16 protein-coding genes are annotated in these 22066 nt (G+C 35.5%); 6 read left to right on the top strand and 10 right to left on the bottom strand.

The genetic code is table 11. The features are described 5' to 3' along the window. Window positions 1–474, bottom strand: coding sequence for a PTS sugar transporter subunit IIA (locus ACGH46_RS03095; protein WP_411604104.1), 474 nt, complete (start codon window positions 472–474; stop codon window positions 1–3). 25 nt (window positions 475–499) lie between these two features. After that, entirely contained in the window at window positions 500–2269 is a 1770-nt protein-coding gene (locus tag ACGH46_RS03090) for a PTS ascorbate-specific subunit IIBC (RefSeq protein WP_267378225.1), read from the bottom strand. 426 nt (window positions 2270–2695) lie between these two features. Here ACGH46_RS03090 and ulaR point away from each other — a divergent pair, with 426 nt between their 5' ends. Both ulaR and ulaG read left to right on the top strand, forming a co-directional pair. Beyond that, on the top strand, window positions 2696–3457 hold the full coding sequence (gene ulaR, locus ACGH46_RS03085) for an HTH-type transcriptional regulator UlaR (protein ID WP_267378223.1): 762 nt from the start codon (window positions 2696–2698) through the stop codon (window positions 3455–3457). 26 nt (window positions 3458–3483) lie between these two features. Beyond that, window positions 3484–4551, top strand: coding sequence for an L-ascorbate 6-phosphate lactonase (gene ulaG, locus ACGH46_RS03080; RefSeq protein ID WP_267351386.1), 1068 nt, complete (start codon window positions 3484–3486; stop codon window positions 4549–4551). Between the two features lie 139 nt (window positions 4552–4690). Here the strand turns inward: ulaG and recG are convergent, their stop codons facing one another. From recG to pmbA, 6 genes are all read right to left on the bottom strand, one after another. Beyond that, window positions 4691–6784: an ATP-dependent DNA helicase RecG gene (recG, locus tag ACGH46_RS03075; RefSeq protein WP_411604101.1), complete on the bottom strand. Its 2094-nt coding sequence runs from the start codon at window positions 6782–6784 to the stop codon at window positions 4691–4693. Next, window positions 6784–8898, bottom strand: a complete 2115-nt coding sequence (gene spoT, locus ACGH46_RS03070; RefSeq protein ID WP_267351382.1) for a bifunctional GTP diphosphokinase/guanosine-3',5'-bis pyrophosphate 3'-pyrophosphohydrolase — start codon at window positions 8896–8898, stop codon at window positions 6784–6786. Before spoT ends, recG begins: the two co-directional genes overlap by 1 nt. A gap of 18 nt (window positions 8899–8916) precedes the next feature. Continuing rightward, window positions 8917–9207: a DNA-directed RNA polymerase subunit omega gene (rpoZ, locus tag ACGH46_RS03065; RefSeq protein ID WP_220216796.1), complete on the bottom strand. Its 291-nt coding sequence runs from the start codon at window positions 9205–9207 to the stop codon at window positions 8917–8919. A gap of 154 nt (window positions 9208–9361) precedes the next feature. Further along, window positions 9362–10585, bottom strand: coding sequence for a CinA family nicotinamide mononucleotide deamidase-related protein (locus tag ACGH46_RS03060; protein WP_411604098.1), 1224 nt, complete (start codon window positions 10583–10585; stop codon window positions 9362–9364). Between the two features lie 49 nt (window positions 10586–10634). Next, complete coding sequence (locus ACGH46_RS03055; protein ID WP_267361245.1) at window positions 10635–12371, bottom strand: SulP family inorganic anion transporter; 1737 nt, start codon at window positions 12369–12371, stop codon at window positions 10635–10637. 8 nt (window positions 12372–12379) lie between these two features. Continuing rightward, a complete protein-coding gene (pmbA, locus tag ACGH46_RS03050; RefSeq protein WP_267361243.1) occupies window positions 12380–13732 on the bottom strand; it encodes a metalloprotease PmbA in 1353 nt (450 codons plus the stop codon). Between the two features lie 84 nt (window positions 13733–13816). On the opposite strand from pmbA, the gene yjgA reads away from it, so the two are divergent. From yjgA to ACGH46_RS03035, 3 genes are all read left to right on the top strand, one after another. Beyond that, on the top strand, window positions 13817–14350 hold the full coding sequence (gene yjgA, locus ACGH46_RS03045) for a ribosome biogenesis factor YjgA (RefSeq protein ID WP_411604094.1): 534 nt from the start codon (window positions 13817–13819) through the stop codon (window positions 14348–14350). Between the two features lie 72 nt (window positions 14351–14422). Then, the gene (gene ppa / locus ACGH46_RS03040) at window positions 14423–14950 is read left to right on the top strand and encodes an inorganic diphosphatase (protein ID WP_065559243.1); all 528 of its coding nucleotides are present in this window, start codon (window positions 14423–14425) and stop codon (window positions 14948–14950) included. A 733-nt stretch (window positions 14951–15683) separates the two neighbouring features. Continuing rightward, window positions 15684–15893: a cold shock domain-containing protein gene (locus ACGH46_RS03035; RefSeq protein WP_065559242.1), complete on the top strand. Its 210-nt coding sequence runs from the start codon at window positions 15684–15686 to the stop codon at window positions 15891–15893. Window positions 15894–16027: 134 nt separating this feature from the next. On the opposite strand, the gene gapA is transcribed toward ACGH46_RS03035, so the two are convergent. Both gapA and ACGH46_RS03025 read right to left on the bottom strand, forming a co-directional pair. Further along, window positions 16028–17026, bottom strand: a complete 999-nt coding sequence (gene gapA, locus ACGH46_RS03030; RefSeq protein ID WP_065559241.1) for a glyceraldehyde-3-phosphate dehydrogenase — start codon at window positions 17024–17026, stop codon at window positions 16028–16030. Window positions 17027–17420: 394 nt separating this feature from the next. Further along, entirely contained in the window at window positions 17421–18806 is a 1386-nt protein-coding gene (locus ACGH46_RS03025; RefSeq protein ID WP_411604092.1) for a hypothetical protein, read from the bottom strand. Window positions 18807–19448: 642 nt separating this feature from the next. Here ACGH46_RS03025 and mutS point away from each other — a divergent pair. Further along, window positions 19449–22007, top strand: a complete 2559-nt coding sequence (gene mutS, locus ACGH46_RS03020) for a DNA mismatch repair protein MutS (protein ID WP_411604089.1) — start codon at window positions 19449–19451, stop codon at window positions 22005–22007. The last annotated feature ends 59 nt before the right edge of the window (window positions 22008–22066 follow it).

The raw sequence follows: 22066 nt of genomic DNA, 5'->3' as shown, positions 1-22066 counted from the left end.
CTAGCCTCCATTTAAAGCCCGATCAATGACTGCATAGACATCTTCTTTACTGTGACAACGTCTTAATTTATCGAGATCAACACCTGTTGAGCTATTTTCATCATCTAAAATTTGTGTCACTTCCATTAACCCTTCCATATGTTGATCAGACGTACTTCCGGCTAAGGTGACAAGCACATCAACCGGTTCATCTTCTCCGTCAAAATAAACAGGTTTTTTTAAGGTTACTAAGGCAAAAGCGGTACGATTGACACCATCTTCAGGTCTGGCATGCGGCATAGCCAGATTAGGCGCAATGATAATGTAAGGTCCCATGGATTTTACACAACGGATAATGGCATCGTGATAAGATGGTTCAATGGCTTTTGATGCTACTAACATATCGGTTCCAAGCTTGACCGCATCTTCCCAATTTGCCGCTTCTGCGCTGAGTAATATTGAGTTATTTTCAATTAAAGATTCTTTGAAAGCCATATTGCGCTCCTTTTTCATATTCTATCTATTTATTCGTATTAACTTGGTTAATTAGTTCGATAAGCTCATCGCCAAACGTATGTGGATTAAGCATATTTTGTACACCGAGTGCATGTTGACCTTCATTCACTTCAATTTCATGTATCAGATGCTTCGATGCTACGATGATATCAACATTCGGTAATCGGGATTTGTAGTCGGTAACTGCACAAGAATCCATAATGTTAGGGATCCCTTTCTTATCCAGAAAATTCGCAATTTTCATTTTCATCATCATTGATGACCCTTGACCACTACCGCATACCGCCAGAATACGAATTGGTTGGCCTTCACTTATTGCAACTTCATCCATTTTTTCAACTACTGCTTCATTTACATCCTGATGTATATCGTTTTCGATAGGTTGATTTTTTTGTTGTGCTTCTTCAGCGCGTAGTGTTTTAGCGGCAAAGAACATATACACCAATGCTAACGCAATGATTAAATAGATAAACAAATGAGAAAATGATAACCCTTGTAAGATTGGTGGGAATAGAATTGACCAATCCGCCATCCCCATCCATGAGTCAATAGGCGTGCCGTTTTGCGCAAAAATATTGATCACCCAAGCAGAGCCCAGAACTTCAATTATTCCCATTGCAAAACAGATTTTCATAACTGCTTTCCAACCACCAAAATGGTTGGCAAATACGCCAATTGTCGCATTTGAGAAAAACATTGGAATAAATCCCGGAATAATCATTATTGGGGATTTAAAGATAAGCAATAATGCGATCGCTAAGAATTGCCCTAATGCGCCCCAAATAAAACCAAAAACCATGGCATTAGGCGAAAATGCATAAATGGCTGCACAATCAATAGCAAGCACAGCATTGGGAATTAATTTTTCAGAAATACCTTTAAATGCTTCGGATAATTCAGCAACAAACATTCGTACACCGCCCACAATAACTTGTATTGCAACGGCAAATTTAAGCCCTGTTTCGAAAATATAAATTGTCCAATGGGTTGAACCAGCCATTGTTTGAAGATTATCTAAACCAAATGAAAGAAGGATGATGCCAAAGAAGAATGTCATGACAATGGTTGTGGCAGCGATACTATCATGGAAAATATGTAACCATTTAGGTAATTTAAGATTATCAACCGAATCATTTTTATCACCCAGTTTTGGCGCTAATTTTACCGCTATCCATGAACCGAGTTGCTGTTGATGACCAATGGAAAAACCAGCCCCACCTGTTACCGCTTGGGTTGGTTTAAACATCATATTTGAGAATATCCCCCAATAGAGTGCAGTAATAATGGCGGAATAGATAATGGTTTCCCACATGCCATAACCAAATAAAAAGTAAAATAGTGCAATAAGACCGACTTGCTGAAACATAATATGACCTGTCAGCATGATCGTTCTGATACCGGTTAAACGGCGAAACAGTACAAGTGCAATGTTGATAGCAAGTGCCAATAATACTGCATAGCCAACCCAAGAATATTGATCGCCCATACCCTTTTCGACGGCCACCATCGAGGCATACGTATCAATAATCGATCCTTTAATACCATGATATTCTGATAGTTTTGCAATGACGGGTTTAAAGGTTGAAACTAACACTCCTGAACCGACTTGTAATAACATAAAACCAACAATGGTTTTAATGGTGCCTTTTAAAACGGTTGTTATGTCTTTACGTAAAAGGCAATAACCTAACATTGTCACTAAGCCAAGCAACAAAGGCGCTTTTGTCATAACTTGGCTATAAAAAATATAAAATATGTTGTAGATTACTTCCATATGTTCCTCTCATTGGTTTATCGACATCTTTAAATATCTAACGCTTTACTGTGGAGAACTAACTTCGTTTTTAAATTTTTCTATAATATTTATTGTTATATGAATAGATAAAATTTCTGATTACACTTCGTTATTCATGATTAAATAACACTTGTTATATTCTACAATCACAATTAACCATTCAATGATTATTTATGATTATTTTGATAAAGATCACTTTTCTAAATCTATCACACCCACATCTGTGATTATCATCACATTTTTAGGAAAAAACAGCGGTAAAAATTAGAAATATAATTATTATTATCAACATATTGAATCAACAATGAGTTAAATATTGGTTATAAGTATTTGACAATATTATGAATGAAAATTATTATCATTTTTGATCAAAATTAATCACTTTAATTCAACAAAGAGGTAATAATGAACGAAATATCACGACATAATGAAATAGTGGCAATGGTTAACGACAAAGGGATGTTAAGAGTGACTGAGTTAGTTTCATATTTTTCTATCTCACCGGCTACAGCTCGTCGTGATATCACTAAGCTCGATCAGGAAGGAAGAGTAAAAAAAGTACGTAACGGTATTATGCGCATCGAAGAGAAAAAGCCAATATGGGCACCAATCGGCAATAATAATACCGATCATTATCATGAAAAGGCTCGCATCGCTATTCGTGCAGCTAAGTTATGTGGTGCTGATGAAAATATTGTCATTAACTGCGGTTCAACGGCGTTTTTATTGGGTCGAGAACTCTGTGGTAAAAATGTTTCAATCATTACTAACTATTTTCCGTTAGCGTGTTACTTGATTGAACATGATCATGAAAATGTCATCATTATGGGAGGATTATATAACAAAACACAAAATATTATTCTTAACCCCATTGCTAACATTACTGATTCTTATGCTGGCAAATGGATGTTTACCAGTGGCAAGACGTTAACACCCAATGGACTTTATAAGAATGAAATATTAGGTGCAGTGGCTGAACAACAGATACTTGAAAAAATTGAAAAATTAGTTGTTGTTGTCGATAGTTCAAAAATTGAAACCAAAGCCAATTCTGGCATGCTTTTTTGTCCTGTGAATAAAATCGATATTTTAATTACCGGTAAACAAGCAAACAAGGAAGTCATTGAAAGCATTAAGGAGCAAGGTGTAGATGTTATTTTAGTTTAATTATTAAAATGTAAAAGGAACAAAGTATGAGTAAAGTGAACGAAATTACCCGAGAATCGTGGATATTAAATACCTTTCCTGAATGGGGTACTTGGCTAAATGAAGAGATTGAAGCAACAGAGGTTAAACCCAATACGTTTACCATGTGGTGGCTTGCTTGTACTGGCATTTGGTTAAAATCTGCCGGTAATACCAATATCTCCGTCGATTTTTGGTGTGGGACCGGTAAAAAAACACACGCTAATCCTTTGATGAACAAACAACATCAAATGATGCGTATGGGGGGAGTACGCGAATTACAACCTAATTTAAGAACCAGTCCATTTGTATTAGATCCTTTTGCTATTAAAGAGATTGATGCGGTAATGGCAACCCACGATCATGCCGATCATATTGATGTCAATGTGGCTGCTGCGGTCATTCAAAACTGTTCACCAAAAGTGAAATTTATTGGCCCTAAAGCTTGTGTCGAATTATGGAAAAGTTGGGGTGTACCTGAAGATCGTTGCATTGTTGCCAAAGTAGGCGAAACCATTAAAGTGGGCGATATTACCATTCGAGTGCTAGATTCTTTTGACAGAACTTCGTTAGTGACACTACCTAAAGGGGTTTCCTCAACTGATAAAGCGATTTTAGATGGCATGGATGACAGAGCCGTTAACTATCTGTTTGAAACTTCGGGCGGTTCACTCTATCATTCAGGAGATTCTCATTACTCTAACTATTATGCCAAACATGGTAATGACTATAAAATCGATGTTGCGTTACTTTCTTATGGTGAAAATCCGCGTGGGGTCACCGATAAAATGACCTCTTCAGATATTTTGCGTGCTGCGGAATCGCTAAAAACCCAAGTTGTGATTCCTTTTCATCATGATATTTGGGCAAATTTCCAAAGTGATCCTCGTGAAATTGAAGTGCTTTGGCAAATGAAAAAAGATCGTTTGGAATATCAATTTACGCCTTTCTTCTGGCAAGTTGGCGGTAAATATACTTATCCAACAGATAAAAACAAAATGCACTATCAGCATTATCGTGGATTTAGAGACATCTTTACCGATGAGCCTGAATTACCTTATCGATCTTTCTTGTAATTAAGATCAATAATTTTTGTGGGCAGTGAATAAGATTCAATGTCCACTTTTTATATTCTCTGCCATGAATAAATGTGGAATCAATTCACTGAAATTATCTATCTGTTTGTATGAATAAACTAATAAGAAAATGAAAATACTAGGCATTAATATATTTTTGTCTATCCGGAAGCCAACAGTCAATCAGCTCTTTCACACTTTCGGGGTGTTGTTGTTGTAAAAAATAAGAGGCTTTTTGAACTTGACTTATCAAATGTTGATCACGGATTAAATCCACAACTTTGAAGTTAGCTATCCCCATTTGACGCGTGCCCAAAATCTCCCCACTACCACGTATTTCTAAATCTTTTTGCGCAATCACAAAACCATCATTACAGTCACGCATGACTTTCATTCTTGCTTGTGCAACTTTGCTTAATGGGGCTTGATACATTAATACACAATGAGATACCGCCGTTCCTCTACCTACACGACCACGTAATTGATGCAATTGCGCCAGACCTAATCTTTCCGCATTTTCAATAATCATCAAGCTTGCATTTGGCACATCGACACCCACTTCAATAACCGTTGTGGCGACGAGCAATTGGATGACACCTTGTTTAAAATTCTGCATTACCGATTGTTTTTCGTCCGACTTCATTTTGCCATGAACCAGCCCAATCGTTAAATGTGGCATTTTTTCTTTGAGCTCTTCAACCAGTATTTCAGCGGCTTGAGCATCTAATGTTTCCGACTCTTCGACTAATGTACAAACCCAATAGACTTGACGATTTTCCAGGCAAGCTTGATTAACGCGTTCAATAATTTCATCACGCCGAGAATTTGGAATCACAACAGTTGTGACAGGTGTGCGCCCCGGGGGTAACTCATCAATGATAGAGACATCCAAGTCAGCATATACCGTCATGGCTAATGTTCGTGGAATCGGAGTAGCTGTCATAATTAGCTGATGAGGATAGTCGTTATCTTGGATTCCCTTTTCCCACAAACTCAGTCTTTGATTCACACCAAAACGATGCTGTTCATCGATAATCACCAGACCTAACGAAGCAAATTCAACTTTATCAACAAATACGGCATGTGTGCCAATTAACAATCTAATATCCCCACTTTTTACTTGTTCATAACGCAATCTTTTATTTTTTGCAGTCAAACGCCCTGATAACCAATCAACGGTAATACCCAAAGGATCAAACCATTGTTTAAAGTTATTATAGTGTTGCTCAGCTAATATCTCGGTCGGTGCCATTAAGACAACTTGCGCACCATTTTCAATCGCATTTAATGCCGCTAAAGCCGCGACTAACGTTTTTCCAGATCCCACATCCCCTTGAATTAATCGCATCATTGGGACAGGTTTTGCCATATCGTGATAGATATCGTGTACAACACGTTGTTGTGCGTTAGTGGGTTTAAAGGGTAACGAGGCTAAAAAAGGCTCAATAAATTGTTGCGTCGGGCGATAAATACGGGCTTGCTGTTTTTGGTTATCGACTTTTAGCATTAACATACTCAGATGATAAGCAAGTAACTCTTCAAAAATAAAACGTTTGATAGCAGGATGTTCCCCTGCAGATAATTGAGTGATATTGGTACCAATAGGAGGGTTATGAATAATATTTAACGATTCCAATACCGGTAAAAAATGAGTTGCTAATGACTCAGGCAGAATTTCTTTGGGTGGATTACGTTTTAACAGTAATAACGCAGAAGCAATTAATTTACGAATGACATTTTGAGTTAATCCATAGGTGGTTGGATAGACTGGGGTATATTTTTCTTGATCATCCAATAATTTTTTAGATTTGTCTGCTGGATTAGCAATAATTTTATATTGAGGATGAATAATTTCAGCGCCTAATTTTCCTTTTTTTATCTCACCATAAGCACTAACCCAATTGCCAAGTGCTAAACTTGCTTTTATGCCTGCATTGAAATGCATGAATCTTAATATTGCTATGCCCGAATCATCTTGAATATGACAAATTAACATTTGTCGACGTCTAAGCACCACTTCACACTTGATGATTCGACCTTCTATGGTAATGTGCTCACCAATAGCAACCTCACTTATAGGACAAGATGAGGTGCGATCTTCGTAACGTAACGGAAAGTGTAATAAAAGATCTTGAACAGTATAGATACCTAATGCATTGAATTTTTTTTCAAGGTTAGAGCCAATTCCGCTCAATTTTATTATCGGAACCTGACTTAAAAATCGATTTGCCATCATCGCTTATTAATATTACGTGAGACACTTACAACATCTTGCTGCAATGAAATTTTACGCATTAACTCATTGAGCTGCTGACGATTTTTAACTTCAACTTGCAAAATGACTGTATAAATTTGTCGATCTTTCTGTTCGGTATTAAGCCATTGCAAATGCGCTTTTTCATCATTAATAATTGAAAGAATATGCCCAAGTGCTCCTTGGTTGTTGGAAATATCTACCCATATTTCAGCAACAAATTGTTGAGTGATATCAGTCGCCCATTTTAAAGAGATGTATTTTTCAGGATTATTTTGGTATCCCGTGACATTTCGACATGATTCATGATGGACAATTAATCCTTTTTCAGGACTCACTTGACCGACAATCGGATCATCGGGAATTGGGTGACAACATTTCGAAAATGTGACTAAAACCCCTTCACTACCAGTAATGACTAAGGTTTTATTTGTATCGTTGTTATTTTGAAACAATTCTTTGTGTTCTAACCCTTTGACAATAAAATGGCTCATTATATTACCAAGACCAATCTCGGCTAAGACATCATCAAAAGATTGTAACTGCGTTATCTCAACAATTTTCGCAATTTGTTTAGCTTTAAGTGAATTGATGCCACCTGTTTTTAATAAGGACAGATTCAATAGTCTTCTACCTAATTCAATTGCATCATCACGTTTTAACATTTTTAACGCTTGTCTGATACGTGATCTGGCTTTAGCACTCACAACAAAATTAAGCCAGTTTGCATTCGGACGACCTTCAGGCGAAGTGATAATTTCAACGGTTTGACCATTACTTAATGGCTGTGAAAGTGGATAAGGTTTTCGGTCAACAATTGCGCCGATACATTGATAGCCAATATCAGAATGGACAGCGTAAGCAAGATCTACGGCGGTTGAACCTTCCGGTAACTGTACTATTCTTCCTTTAGGGGTAAAAACATAAATTTCTTTCGGAAACAGGTCAGATTTCACATTTTCAATAAATTCAAAAGAGTTACCCACACTTTGTTGCAACTCTAATAGACTTTGCATCCAACGCTGTGCTTTGATTTGCGCCGTTGTATTATTCAGCTCATCATTGGCATTATAAACCCAATGTGCGGCAACACCCATTTCAGCCATTTGATCCATATCTTCAGTACGTATTTGCACTTCAACTGGCGTACCATGTGGTCCAATTAATGAAGAATGCAATGACTGATAACCGTTAGCTTTAGGAATTGCAATATAGTCTTTGAAGCGATTAAGGCGAGGTTTATACAGATTGTGAACAAGACCAAGTGCACGATAACAGGCATCAACATCTTTCACAACGATCCGAAAAATATAAATATCCATGATAGAATGAAAATGCTGTTCACGCATTTGCATTTTTTGATAAATCACGTAGATATTTTTTTCTAATCCTTCAACTTCCGCCTCGATATTTGCTTCAGCTAAACGACCACGTATTTCCGATAAAATCTGTTGAATTAATTCTTTACGTGTACCTCGAGCTGCTTTTATCACATTTTCAATTACTTTGGCTCGATTAGGATGCATCGCCGTGAATCCTAAAATTTCGAGTTCAGTTTTAATATGGTGAATACCTAAACGGTGAGCTAATGGAGCATAAATTTCAAGCGTTTCTTTTGCAATACGACGGCGTTTGTCTGGTCTTAATGCCGCAAGTGTTCGCATATTATGCGTACGATCAGCCAGTTTAATTAAAATCACTCGCACATCTTCGGTCATGGCGAGCACCATTTTCCGAAAATTTTCAGCTTGAGCCTCTTGTCGATTACGAAATTTTAATTTATCAAGTTTGGATACACCTTCAACTAACACTGCAACATGTTTACCAAAATGATTTGTGATATCTTGGAAAGTAACCGGTGTATCTTCAATCGTATCATGTAATAGTGCAGCAATGATGGTTTCATAATCAAGCCGCATATCGGCTAAAATCGATGCCACAGCAACAGGATGCGTGACATAAGGTTCACCACTAGATCGAAATTGCCCTTCATGTGCTTTCTGAGCAAAAAGATAAGCATCTTTAATAAGTTCAACTTGTTTGGGTGGAAGATAAGATGCTACAACCTCTTTTAAGCTATCAAAATATTGCATAGGCAATTCCTATAGCGCTTATTCGTATGATGGCGTATTTTCAAGAAGGATCGATTCATGCAGTGTAGAACGCACTTCTGCTTCTTCTTCCTGACGAGCTTGAAAATCAGCTGTATCAAGAATTTGTTTATTAACAAGACCATCTTCAATTTCACGTAAAGCAACAACGGTTTCTTTATCGTTTTCTTCTGGAATTAATGGTGATTTGTTTTCAACTTGCAATTGACGTGCGCGTCTTGCTGCAACTAAAACTAGATCAAAGCGATTACCAATTTTTTCTACAGCATCTTGAACAGTTACTCGAGCCATTTTTACCTCTAATGTATTTACTAGTTTATGTAATTTGGAAGATCCGTTATTTTACTTAATTTTGTGGGGAATTGTCTATATTAATATCATACTATTGTTAAGATAGTTAAAATTAACCATTCCCATTCTAAAAAACATCACATTATCGTTTAACTTAATCCAAAATATCGAGCCAAACATTAGAAGCAATTATTGGTTTATTTAACAAATAACGACGTAAAGCATCTAACGCTATTGCTGAAAAAGTTTGTAACTCTTCAGGCCGTGAAAGTTTTCGACCAATATATTTTAAATTAACTTGGATAGTTTGCTTTGCTGTGGTAATGATTAACGTAAATTGACTGTTCTTTTCTTTAAAATTAACCATACCTAATACAATATCAGCTCTATATTGGGTCATAATATGCCAAAGATAATCTTTGGGATCTTCAAATAATAATGGAATCACTTCTGATTTTGCGATGGGTGCATCGGTTTCAAATAATTGATAACTAATTATCCCTGCTGATTGTTGTTCGACCACTGCGATAGTTAAATCTTTTTCATGTAATAGCCCTGAAACAACTTTGGCTAAACCGAGTTCACTGTCTTTGCTAATCATGCCTTCGTAAAGCAAATTGTCATCAACAATAGATTTAGTTTTTCGCCATAAACTATCCAACGTGTCTTTTTTGTGTTGAGGACCACTCAATTTTAATTCAATAATAGGCATCGCAGCACGATAACCAATCACGATATCTTTTGGAATATCTAATTTAGATGTTAGCTCGGTGGCTAAATCACTTTCAGTGCGCCCGATAATAGTTAATCGATAACAGAGCGTTTTTTCTAATTTTGGAAAGGATAATTTAATTTCTGGTAATACAAGAGTTTTGATCATCTCTTTAAATTCAGCAGGCACACCAGGCGTAAAAAACACAATACAGCCGTTGATGTGCATTTTAAATCCGCAGGCTGTTCCTATTGGATTATCAATTAATACAGCACTTTGCGGCAATAAAGCTTGTTTAAGGTTGCTTGACGGCATCACGTTACCGCAACTAGCAAAATAACGTTCAATTTGTGTCAACCACTGCTGATTGAGTACCAGTGCTTCATGATTGGCTAAAGCTGCCGCTTGTGCTGTTAAATCGTCACTGGTTGGCCCAAGCCCCCCATTAACAATAATGATATCATTGATCAGACTACGTTCTTGTAATGTTTGGGTAAGCTGGTTAAGATTATCACCAACTGTGTGGCGAGTCGTGATTAAAATACCTTCTTGAAAAAATAATTCAGAAAGCCAAGCTGCATTCGTATCGGTTATTTGACCATATAAAATTTCATCGCCGGTACTTATCATTTCGATCTTAACGTAATTATTGTTCCTATTCATCATGGTTCTGCACCTTTTGACATCATTAATTGAACAAAAAAGGGGTCGTTAATTAATCCGTATCCTCGTCTTCATTTTTATTGTCCATATGTTCCCTACTTTGAACTAACTTAACAGCAAAATAGAGATCGTAAGTAAATTCAATGTAATCATGATCAGGGGTAATATTCATTTGTTTAAACCAATTTTTAAGGGTTTTGCGTCTACCTGATAAGATTAAAACCACATTACGTACTTTTAATGCATTAACTAATTCGTTAATACCCGATAATACACTGACATCTTTATAAGTAAAACAAGGAATCGCATCGACGATAACATAATTAACAGGTTGCTCTGATTCGTCAATATAACTAATGATTCTTCGTTTAAAATAAGCAATATTAAAATACGTTAAAGGTGAATTGAATCGATAAATTATCGTATTACTAACAGGTTTAACATCTTTGCCTAATGAATGAATTCGTCCGTCATCATCAACCCCTAATAACTGATCTTTAGGTCGAAAAACGCGACGTAGAAACAAAAAGATGCCTAATAATACCGCTAAAGCCATACCCGGTATAATACCGATAAGTAATACCGCAATAAATGTTGATAAGCTTAAATAAAATGCGTCACGGTCATATTTAAAAAAACGCAAAATTGTTTGTACATTAATTAGCGAGATCGAGGAATATATCAAAATCACGCCAAGGACACTAGTTGGAATATATTGTAACGGTGACAACAAAAAGAGTACCACAAATCCTATTAATGCCGCAGCGATTATCGATACAAGCTGAGTTTTTCCACCATTCGCATCGTTCACTGCCGTTCGTGACGAAGTACCACTTACAACAAATCCTTGTGAAAGACCTGCTGCAATATTTGCCATGCCTAATGCCTTAAATTCAACATCGGCATTCGTTTCATAATTATTTTTTGTCGCAAAACTTCGTACGGTAATCATCATACTCACAAAACAAATAACAGCAATATTCAATGAGGGAACAACTAAATCACGCATTAATCCTTTGTCAAAATCAATCCAAGCTTCCAATGGTATAAAATCACCAGTTACATTACCAATAATGTGGATATCAAAATGTTCAAAATTAAACAGCCATGAAAATAAAGTCATTATCACAACGGCAAAAAGTGGTGCCGGGTAACGTGGTTTATATTTCTTAAAAGCAATGAGAATCAATAATGTTATGAAAGATATAAATGTCGTGCCTAAATGTGATTGATAAAGCTTAACCGGTAAATAAACCACACGTTCAATAAGGTAAGAATAGTCATAATGAAAACCAAATGTTTTCGCTAATTGATCGACAATGATTGTAATAGAAATACCATTTAACAAACCAATCAAAATAGGTTGACTGAGTAAATCTGCTAAGGCGCCAAGATGAAATTTGCCGGCAATGATGCACCAAATACCAATCATAATTGTCAGCAGCACCACCAGTTGCCAACGTAACATGGGATCATCTGCAGCTAAAGGAAAAACAACCGCAGCAACCACCGCACACGTTGCGGTATCGGGTCCTACAATCAACTGTTTAGACGATCCAAAAAGGGCATAGACAATAAGCGGTAAAATAGTTGAGTATAGCCCCGCAATAGCACCAACACCTGTTAGCTCAGCATAAGCAATCGATACCGGTAAGGATACCGCGGCTACGGATAATCCGGCTTTTATATCTGCGTTTAAATATTCACGTTTATAATGTAAGAAACTGATTAGTCCTGGCATCCATAATGTGATTTTTTGGAAAAACGTACTACTGACTAACTTTCCCATTTTTCATCCTATTTCCCTGCTATACTCATTTTATCTATTAATATTGAACCACATTGAATATTACTGCGTGTTTCAAGATCATTCCCTATTGCCACAATATTTTTATACATATCTTTTAGGTTATTAGCAACGGTTATTTCATTTATTGGATATTGAATTTCACCATTTTCAACCCAAAAACCTGTCGCACCACGTGAATAGTCTCCCGTTACATTATTCACACCTTGCCCCATAAGCGAAGTAATCACAACCCCTTTATCCAATTTTTTCAACATGGTTTTAAAATCAGCATCATGCTCACTTGGCGATACAAGCCAGTTATGAATTCCTCCCGCATGACCTGTTGATGTTAAACCAAGCTTTCTGGCTGAATAATGACTAAGCAAGTAGGTTTGCAATACACCGTTTTCAATGATATTTCGTTTAATTGTTTTGGTTCCTTCACTATCAAAAGGCGATGAACCAACACCTTTTAAAATATGTGGATCTTCAAAAATAGTTAGCCATGAAGGAAAAATCTGTTTACCCACGCTATCAAGTAAAAATGATGATTTGCGATAGATTGCACCGCCACTAATTGCACCCACTAAGTGCCTTATTAATCCAACTGCAACTTCTGCACTAAACAGTACGGGTACTTGCATGGTAGAAATTTGTTTAGCCCCTAAATGCGCAATTGTTCTTTCTGCTGCTTGCTGCCCAACCCAACTAGGAGATTTGAGTGCCTTAATATCACGCGATGAAGTGTAAGCATAGTTTCGTTCCATTTTTCCCGCCTGTTCAGCAATCGCTGTACAAGACAACGAATGAGAACTTGCACAGTAGCCTTGTAACATACCAAGACTATTACCATATACATACACACCATATTTACTACTAAAATAACCGCCGTCACTACTCATAATGTCAGCATTGGCAAGGGCTGCTAGCTCAGCTTGTTTTGCCTGCTCAATAGCCTTATCCACGTCTAAATCACTGGGATAAAAAAGATCTAAATCAGGAGGATTCAATGCCATCTGATCTAAGTTTCCTAAACCAGAACAAGGATCAGCAGAAGTATATTGCATAATATTAATTGCCATATCGATAGCTTGATTTATTGCATGTGGCGATAAATCATTAGTTGATGCATTTCCTTTGCGTTGTTCTTTATAAACGGTTATAGATAATGCACCATCACTATTAAATTCAACATTTTCAGTTTCCCCTTGTCGAGTACTTACACCAATACCAGTTGCTTGGTTAATTGAAACTTCAACTGAATCAACACGAGGTTTAGCCAGTTCAATAGCTTGAGCAACAATATTTGATAACTTATCTTGTTGTCTTTGGGCATCTTTTTTAATCTGTTCAATACTCATTTTATTATTTTCTACAATTCTGCTAGTGATACGTTATAATAAGCCAGAATTCAATTTTAGTTAACTATTAACAAAAGAAATCCTATGAATAACCCTAAAGATTTAATCATTGACCAAGAATTTGATACTGATATGGATGATGAAATTATTTATGTCAGTAAAAGTGAAATCAAACGAGATGCCGAAATTTTGAAAAAAATGGGCGTCGAATTGGTTAATTTAAGCAAAAATGAACTGACTAAAATCCCCCTTGATGAAGATTTACTTTATGCTATCGAACTTGCTCAAAAAATCAAAAAAGAGGGATATCGAAGACAAATACAATATATTGGCAAATTGCTTCGTAGCCGCAATATCGATCCTATCACGCAAGCTTTAGACAAGCTCAAAAACCGTCATAACCAACAAGTTGCCTTATTTCATAAACTTGAAAAGTTACGTGACGAATTGATTGAAACAGGTGATGCAGAAAACATTATCGAACTCTTTCCTATAGCAGACAGACAACAACTGCGTACGCTTGCCCGTCAGGCTAAAAAAGAACGAGAATCCAATAAACCACCAAAAACACCCAAACAGATTTTTCAATACTTAAAAGAATTGAGCAACGCCGAATAATCTTTATAATGTTCGCTCATTTCATATCAGAAACAATATTGTAAATTATTAACCAAGATAGAGGATACAAAAATGGGACTTTTAAATGTACCAGCAGGTAAAGAATTACCGGATGATATTTATGTAGTAATTGAAATTCCAGCAAATTCGGATCCAATTAAATATGAAGTAGACAAAGATACAGGTGCAGTTTTTGTTGACCGTTTTATGGCAACAGCAATGTTTTATCCATGTAACTATGGTTATATTAATAACACATTATCGCTTGATGGCGATCCTGTTGACGTTTTAGTTCCAACGCCGTATCCATTACAACCCGGTTCAGTGATTCGTTGCCGTCCTGTTGGTGTATTAAAAATGACTGATGAAGCCGGTCAAGATGCTAAATTGGTTGCCGTACCACATACTAAATTATCTAAAGAGTATGATCACATCAAAGATGTGGATGATTTACCTGAATTACTAAAATCTCAAATTAAACACTTTTTCGAACAATACAAAGCATTAGAAAAAGGAAAATGGGTAAAAGTTGACGGTTGGGAAAATGCCGATGCTGCTCGCAAAGAAATTATTGAATCTTTTGAGAGAGCTAAAAAATAATTAATATTTGCTATTAATTTTCATAATAATGGTTAATTAAAAGCTATAAGTCTTTACTTATAGCTTTTATTTTTAAATAAAGAATAGCAGAAAGTAATTAAATCAATAACAATGCCTTTTTAACAGATGAGATGAAAAATAAGTGAATATCCAATTTAGTGCTATTTAGCTTAGATAATTTGCGCTGGCAATCTTATCTCAATAAGGCAAGTTGCAAGCCTTATATGACATAAATGACATAATTAACCACATTGTGATTCACATCTTTAACAGTAAGTTGTAAACCTACAGATAAAACGTATGTAAACGTTTGATATAAAGAAACGATAAAACAATGTATTTAAAAGAAACCTAAAAGTAATCGTTAATACTAATTTTTAAATTTACATCTTACATGCCTTAATCTGCTTAAATAATCTTTACTTTCGAAATAAATTTAAATCAAAAACCCTTCAATAATTTGCTATTTATCAAATTTAACCATTATATCTAAAAATTTTATAAAAAACTTCATCCTAAGATGAAAAAATTGTCATTAATATCTTGCTTTCGATTATAAATTATGCGGTAATAGTAACAGACTTATGAAGCAATATTTTTTTATGAAAACGTTTAACAATTAGGAGGTGTTTTTAACGCATCATCTAGTTTGTAAGTTGATTAATTTATATTGCATAAAAGTCTATACGTGCCTTAAAGGCAAAATATTAATTATTGTTAGGATATCTAGTAAATGAATAAGAAAACAGGCCAAGTAAAATGGTTTAACGAGAGTAAAGGTTTTGGATTTATCACACCAACCGATGGGAGCAAAGACGTATTTGTTCACTTTTCAGCAATCTCGGGGGAAGGTTTTAAAACTCTAGCTGAAGGTCAACAAGTCGAATTTGCTATTCAAGATAGCCCTCGCGGACCAGCGGCATCAGAAGTTGTCGTAATCTAATTAATATCGTAGTATATATATTAGTGAAAACGCTCATTTTTAAAAAATGAGCGTTTTTATTTTGTAAAGCTATAAGATTTTAGCGAAAAAAAAGTGACCATTTGGTCACTTTTTAGAAAACTAAAAATTAGTCATTATTTTTTAGATACAACCGCAATTAAATCTAAAACTTTATTTGAATAGCCAACTTCGTTATCGTACCAAGAAACTAATTTAACGAAAGTATCGCTGATTTGGATACCCGCTTTTGCATCAAATACAGAAGTACAAACTTCACCTAAGAAATCAGTTGAAACAACATCATCTTCAGTGTAACCAAGAACGCCTTTCATTGGGCCTTCTGAAGCCGCTTTGATCACTTTACAGATATCTTCATATTTAGCAGGTTTTGCTAAACGAGCAGTTAAATCAACAACAGAAACATCTGGAGTTGGAACACGGAAAGCCATACCAGTTAATTTACCGTTTAATTCAGGAATAACTTTACCTACTGCTTTAGCTGCACCAGTTGATGAAGGGATGATGTTTTGTGCTGCACCACGACCACCACGCCAATCTTTGTGAGATGGACCATCTACCGTTTTTTGAGTAGCTGTAGTTGCATGAACAGTTGTCATTAAGCCTTCAACGATACCAAAGTTATCATTGATTACTTTAGCTAAAGGCGCTAAACAGTTAGTGGTACATGACGCATTAGATACGATATCTTGACCAGCATAATCTTTATCATTAACACCCATAACAAACATAGGCGTGCTATCTTTAGAAGGACCAGTTAAAACAACTTTTTTAGCACCCGCTTGGATGTGTTTACGAGCAGTTGCATCATCTAAGAATAAACCTGTTGCTTCAGCAACAACATCAACACCCACTTCGTTCCATTTTAAGTTTGCAGGATCTCTTTCAGCTGTAACGCGGATTGTTTTACCGTTAACGATTAATTTGCCATCTTTAACTTCAACAGTACCGTCAAAACGACCGTGAGTTGAATCATATTTAAGCATGTACGCCATATACTCAACGTCTAATAAATCATTGATAGCAACGATTTCAATATCAGAGCGTTTTTGTGCAGCACGGAAAACAATACGACCAATACGGCCAAATCCATTAATACCTACTTTGATTGTCATAAAAATTACCTTCTTTATTTGTGTTAAATGATAAAATAACTAACAGTAAACTACCAAATTTTTAAGGTTTATTCAAGCTGATTCAGAATAATTGGCAAGAATAAATTAAAATGAAAATTATCTTAATAATCATAGGATATAGGTTAGTTATATTTTATATAAGACTGTGATTGGATTGAGCAATGACAATGATAATTTTTAACTAAATTGTCAGAGTTAAATTGATCATAATTAAGGTGCTAAATTTTAGATAATCGCACGATTACATTTAATAAATTAAAAGGTATCAATTAATCCATTGCAGACGTTAAGTTACACTAAAAGACGATTAAAATAAAAAATCCCACATTATCAATTTTGTGGGATTCTATTTTTGAGCGATAATTAACAATTATTATAAAGAACTCATCTTATCAATAAATTGTTTTAAATGGTTTCTGATATCCTCACCTTGCGTATAATGTGCTTCAGATTTTAACGTTGATTTGGACTTCCACTCGCCTGCTTGTGAGTTATGAAATTTACTTGGAACATCGCCCGAATAGATATAATCCGTTTTAGAAGAGATGGCTTCGCTTATCAAACGTTTAGAATTACTGATTTCTCCGGTTATTTCGATATCAGTAGTAAAAATGTATTTTTTTGAATTAGTGATAGTCTTTAAGTTGAATTTTTGCTCTTTATAAATTGGAACTTTAATTTTATTACCCTTATCATCGGTTTTTTCGCTCATTCTTTCTACATATTTTTCTGTTTTTACTTCATTTTTTTCATACGGTTTCATATGAATATAGTCAGATTTGGCACTAATATCTATAATGATATTAGCTTGTGAACTATGATCAACAAAGTATATATAATCAGCGTTAAAAACTTGTTTTACCCAGCTAAGATAGTCGGAATCTTTAACATACACATTAACGCGTCCCTTTAATTTACAACGACTCGCTCTAGCGCTGGCATCACGGTATGAACCGAACTGTTCATAGGCTGAATTGGCTGCCTCATAAAATTTAGCCGCTTCACGATAAGTTTCGCGTTTATAAGCTATTTTTTCAAGTGACGAGGCTTTTTCATAATACTCTTTTGCTAGCGCAGTAACATGTTTTCTTTTATTATCCTCATAGAGTTTAAAACTATCTTTATATTCGCCTATTGGCTTATAAACTTCCCAAGCTTTAAGATATTCTAGGGATGCTTCATGATAACTACCCTGTTGCGAAAATGTTTTACCTAAATCATAGTGTTGTTTTGCTTCAATATCCAAATGTTGCTTTTTAGCATTTTTATATAAAGTAAAAATATCTTTATATTTATACCGTTCTGAACCTTTTAAATATAAGTCAGCTTTTATTTTGTAACTTTCACTATCCGTACCTTTTATCGAATTACCATAATCGTAATACTCTTTTGCAATAAGTTGATCTAATTTATTCACTGGATATTTATCGTTAAAAAATGCAACAGTTTGACTATAAAAACGATCAACTAACATTAAATTGATTTTTCGAAGCGATTCATAACTATCAATACGTGCTTGATAATCTGTACTAGCACTACTATTAATGATTGTCTCGTAATGTTTCATCACATTACTAACCAATCCCCGTAATTTTTCGGCACTTTCTTCATTAAATTTTGCTTCGCCTTTTTCACCAATAGTAGCCGTTAATAAACTAATACTTTCTACATATTTCCCTTCGTTATAAGCTTGATCAGCCGTACGAACATGGCAAGCCGTTAAACAAAACACCAACAAAATCGCTAAAACTATCCGCATATTATTTCCTTTCTCTATTTATTAATTATCAGACAGTTAGAATAAAAACAGTTTGATTAAGTGATCTTATGAAAAAAATTAACCTTATTTTTTTCATTTAATGCTAAATTTTTAAACAATAAAGATGATTAATTCTAGAAAGAATAGGACTTTTAAAGCAAACTCTTTATCATCATTAGTATCATATTATAAATTGAAAAAGTCGATTTTATTGTCAATATTCGCTTTTCTTGCAATCGTTAACTAACGTGATTGAGACCAATTATTCAATTTTTTTGGTTAATGTGTTGCACTTTTAATGACAATGACTAAATATTACCGTGAGATATAAAACCATCATTTAATCAGTTAATTAAATAAAGAATTTGCTATTTTAGAATATAATTAAACTAGTCTTTTTAAACCTAATTTATAAATAATCTAATATTACTCACATCAAATCCCCTCATTTTCAATACAGCCTATAAAGTGATACAATCATTTAATATTAAACAATGCCTAATATAATAAGTTTCACCGATTTTTAGGGTTTTTAAGACAGTTACCTTGTTACTTAAAAGCAAAATCAAAGATTTTGCGATAAGTGAGTAAGAGTAGATATATAGTAATCGCCTGAGTTTTAGATAAAAAAGAATTGATAATATGACCGAATACGACAACTTCACCGACCACACACCAATGATGCGACAATACCTAAAATTGAAAGCAGAAAATCCGGATATTTTACTGTTTTATCGTATGGGTGATTTTTATGAGATGTTTTATGATGATGCCAAACGGGCTTCGCAACTTCTTGATATCTCGTTAACAAAAAGAGGCTCTTCAAATGGTGAACCTATTCCAATGGCAGGCGTGCCTTATCATGCAGTTGAAAGTTATTTAGCAAAACTCATTGCGTTGGGGGAGTCGGTCGCAATTTGTGAGCAGATTGGCGATCCTGCTACCAGTAAAGGGCCTGTTGAGCGTAAGGTTGTTCGTATAGTCACCCCTGGCACAGTAAGTGATGAATTACTTTTAGAAGATCGAAAAGATAATTTGCTGGCTTCCATTTGGCAGCACAAAAATCATTTTGGTTATGCAACCCTTGATATCAGTTCTGGTCGTTTTTTTGTATTCGAATGCGATAACGTTGAAGCAATGCAAGCTGAACTACAGCGGACAAATCCGGTTGAACTTCTTTATCCTGAAGATTTCGAATCCATGTCATTAATTGACAATCGTAATGGCTTAAGACGGCGCCCATTATGGGACTTTGATCTTGAAACAGCAAAACAACAGCTTAAGTTACAATTTGGAACGAATGATTTAGTCGGATTTGGAGTTGAAGATTGTTGTTATGCATTGTCTGCCGCAGGTTGTTTATTACAATATGTTAAAGATACTCAACGCACAGCCCTGCCCCATATTCGCTCTATCATTAAAGAGTCAGCCTATGATTTTGTTGTTTTAGATGCGGCTACTCGCCGAAACTTAGAAATCACCGAAAATTTATGTGGTGGCACTGAAAATACAGTTGCCGATATATTAGACAAAACGCAAACCGCTATGGGAAGCCGAATGTTAAAACGTTGGTTGCATTCGCCTATCCGTAATGTGGTTATTTTGCAAAATAGACAAGAAGCCATTAGCGAATTACAACAAGATCTTGGTGATATTCAACCGATCTTAAAGCAAATTGGTGATCTGGAACGAATTTTAGCCAGATTAGCGTTAAGAACCGCACGCCCACGTGATTTTGCTCGTTTACGTGATGCTTATAATGTATTGCCAGAATTACAACAATTGTTAAGTCATCACTCATCACCTTATTTAATTGCTTTACGATCTAAAATCAATCAGTTTGATCATATAGCCGATCTTTTAAATCAAGCTATTGTTGAAGCCCCACCCGTTATTATTCGTGATGGAGGGGTGATTGCAACTGGCTATAATGCCGAATTAGATGAACTTCGTAATCTTGCTGACGGTGCAACGAATTATCTGGAACAACTTGAGATTCGCGAGCGTGAAACGCTAGGTATCGATACCTTAAAAGTCGGATTTAATGCGGTACATGGTTACTATATTCAAATCAGTCGAGGGCAAAGCCATTTAGCGCCGATTCACTATACCAGACGGCAAACATTGAAGAATGTTGAACGTTATATTATTCCAGAATTAAAAGAATATGAAGATAAAGTGTTAACCTCTAAAGGTCGTGCATTAGCTTTAGAAAAACAACTTTACGATCAACTTTTTGAGTTACTATTGCCTGATTTAGCGAATATGCAAATGAGTGCCGATGCAATAGCTGAACTTGATGTACTAACTAACCTTGCTGAACGTGCTTTAACACTTAATTATCAGTGCCCGACATTATCTAATAGTGCAGGAATTGAAATTAAAGATGGTCGACATGTGGTTATAGAACAAGTTTTAAAAACACCATTTATTGCGAACTCGCTTTTGCTATCACCAAACCGCAGAATGCTTATTATTACGGGCCCAAATATGGGCGGGAAAAGCACCTATATGCGTCAGGCCGCATTGATTGTTTTACTGACTTATATTGGTAGTTTTGTTCCTGCATCTAAAGCCGTGATTGGACCTGTTGATCGCATCTTTACGCGAATAGGTGCATCAGATGATTTAGCATCCGGGCGTTCTACTTTTATGGTTGAAATGACCGAAACAGCCAATATTATGCATAATGCAACTGAACAAAGTTTGGTACTGATGGATGAAATTGGTCGAGGCACTTCGACCTATGATGGGCTTTCATTGGCTTGGGCATGTGCAGAAAATCTAGCTAATCACATTAAGGCGATGACCCTATTTGCTACTCATTACTTTGAATTAACTCAACTACCTGAACATATGCAAGGTGTCTATAACATCCATTTTGATGCTATTGAACATGATAATACCGTTGCATTTATTCATGAAGTTTCTGAAGGTGCAGCAAGCAAAAGTTTCGGTATCGCCGTTGCGGGTTTAGCGGGTGTGCCTAAAACGGTTTTAAAACGGGCCAAACAGAAATTAAAAGAGCTTGAAATGATTTCAAAACAGACAGCGAACAGCCATGTTGATAGCTCGCAACTTTCGTTTGAAACAGAGCCAGAACCGTCTGAAGTTGAAGAGGCTTTAAAACGTATTGATCCTGATGCATTAACACCGAAACAGGCATTAGAAATGTTATATCAATTAAAAAAATTACTTTGATATACAAATGATTTTCAAGACAATATATTAATCGATTTATTGAACAATATGATTATTTA

The sequence above is a fragment of the Gilliamella sp. CG22 genome (assembly GCF_046635725.1).
Lineage (GTDB): Bacteria > Pseudomonadota > Gammaproteobacteria > Enterobacterales > Orbaceae > Gilliamella > Gilliamella apicola_I.
Note: the sequence above shows the minus strand (reverse complement) of the source record. Positions and strands in the feature narration are given on the sequence as shown.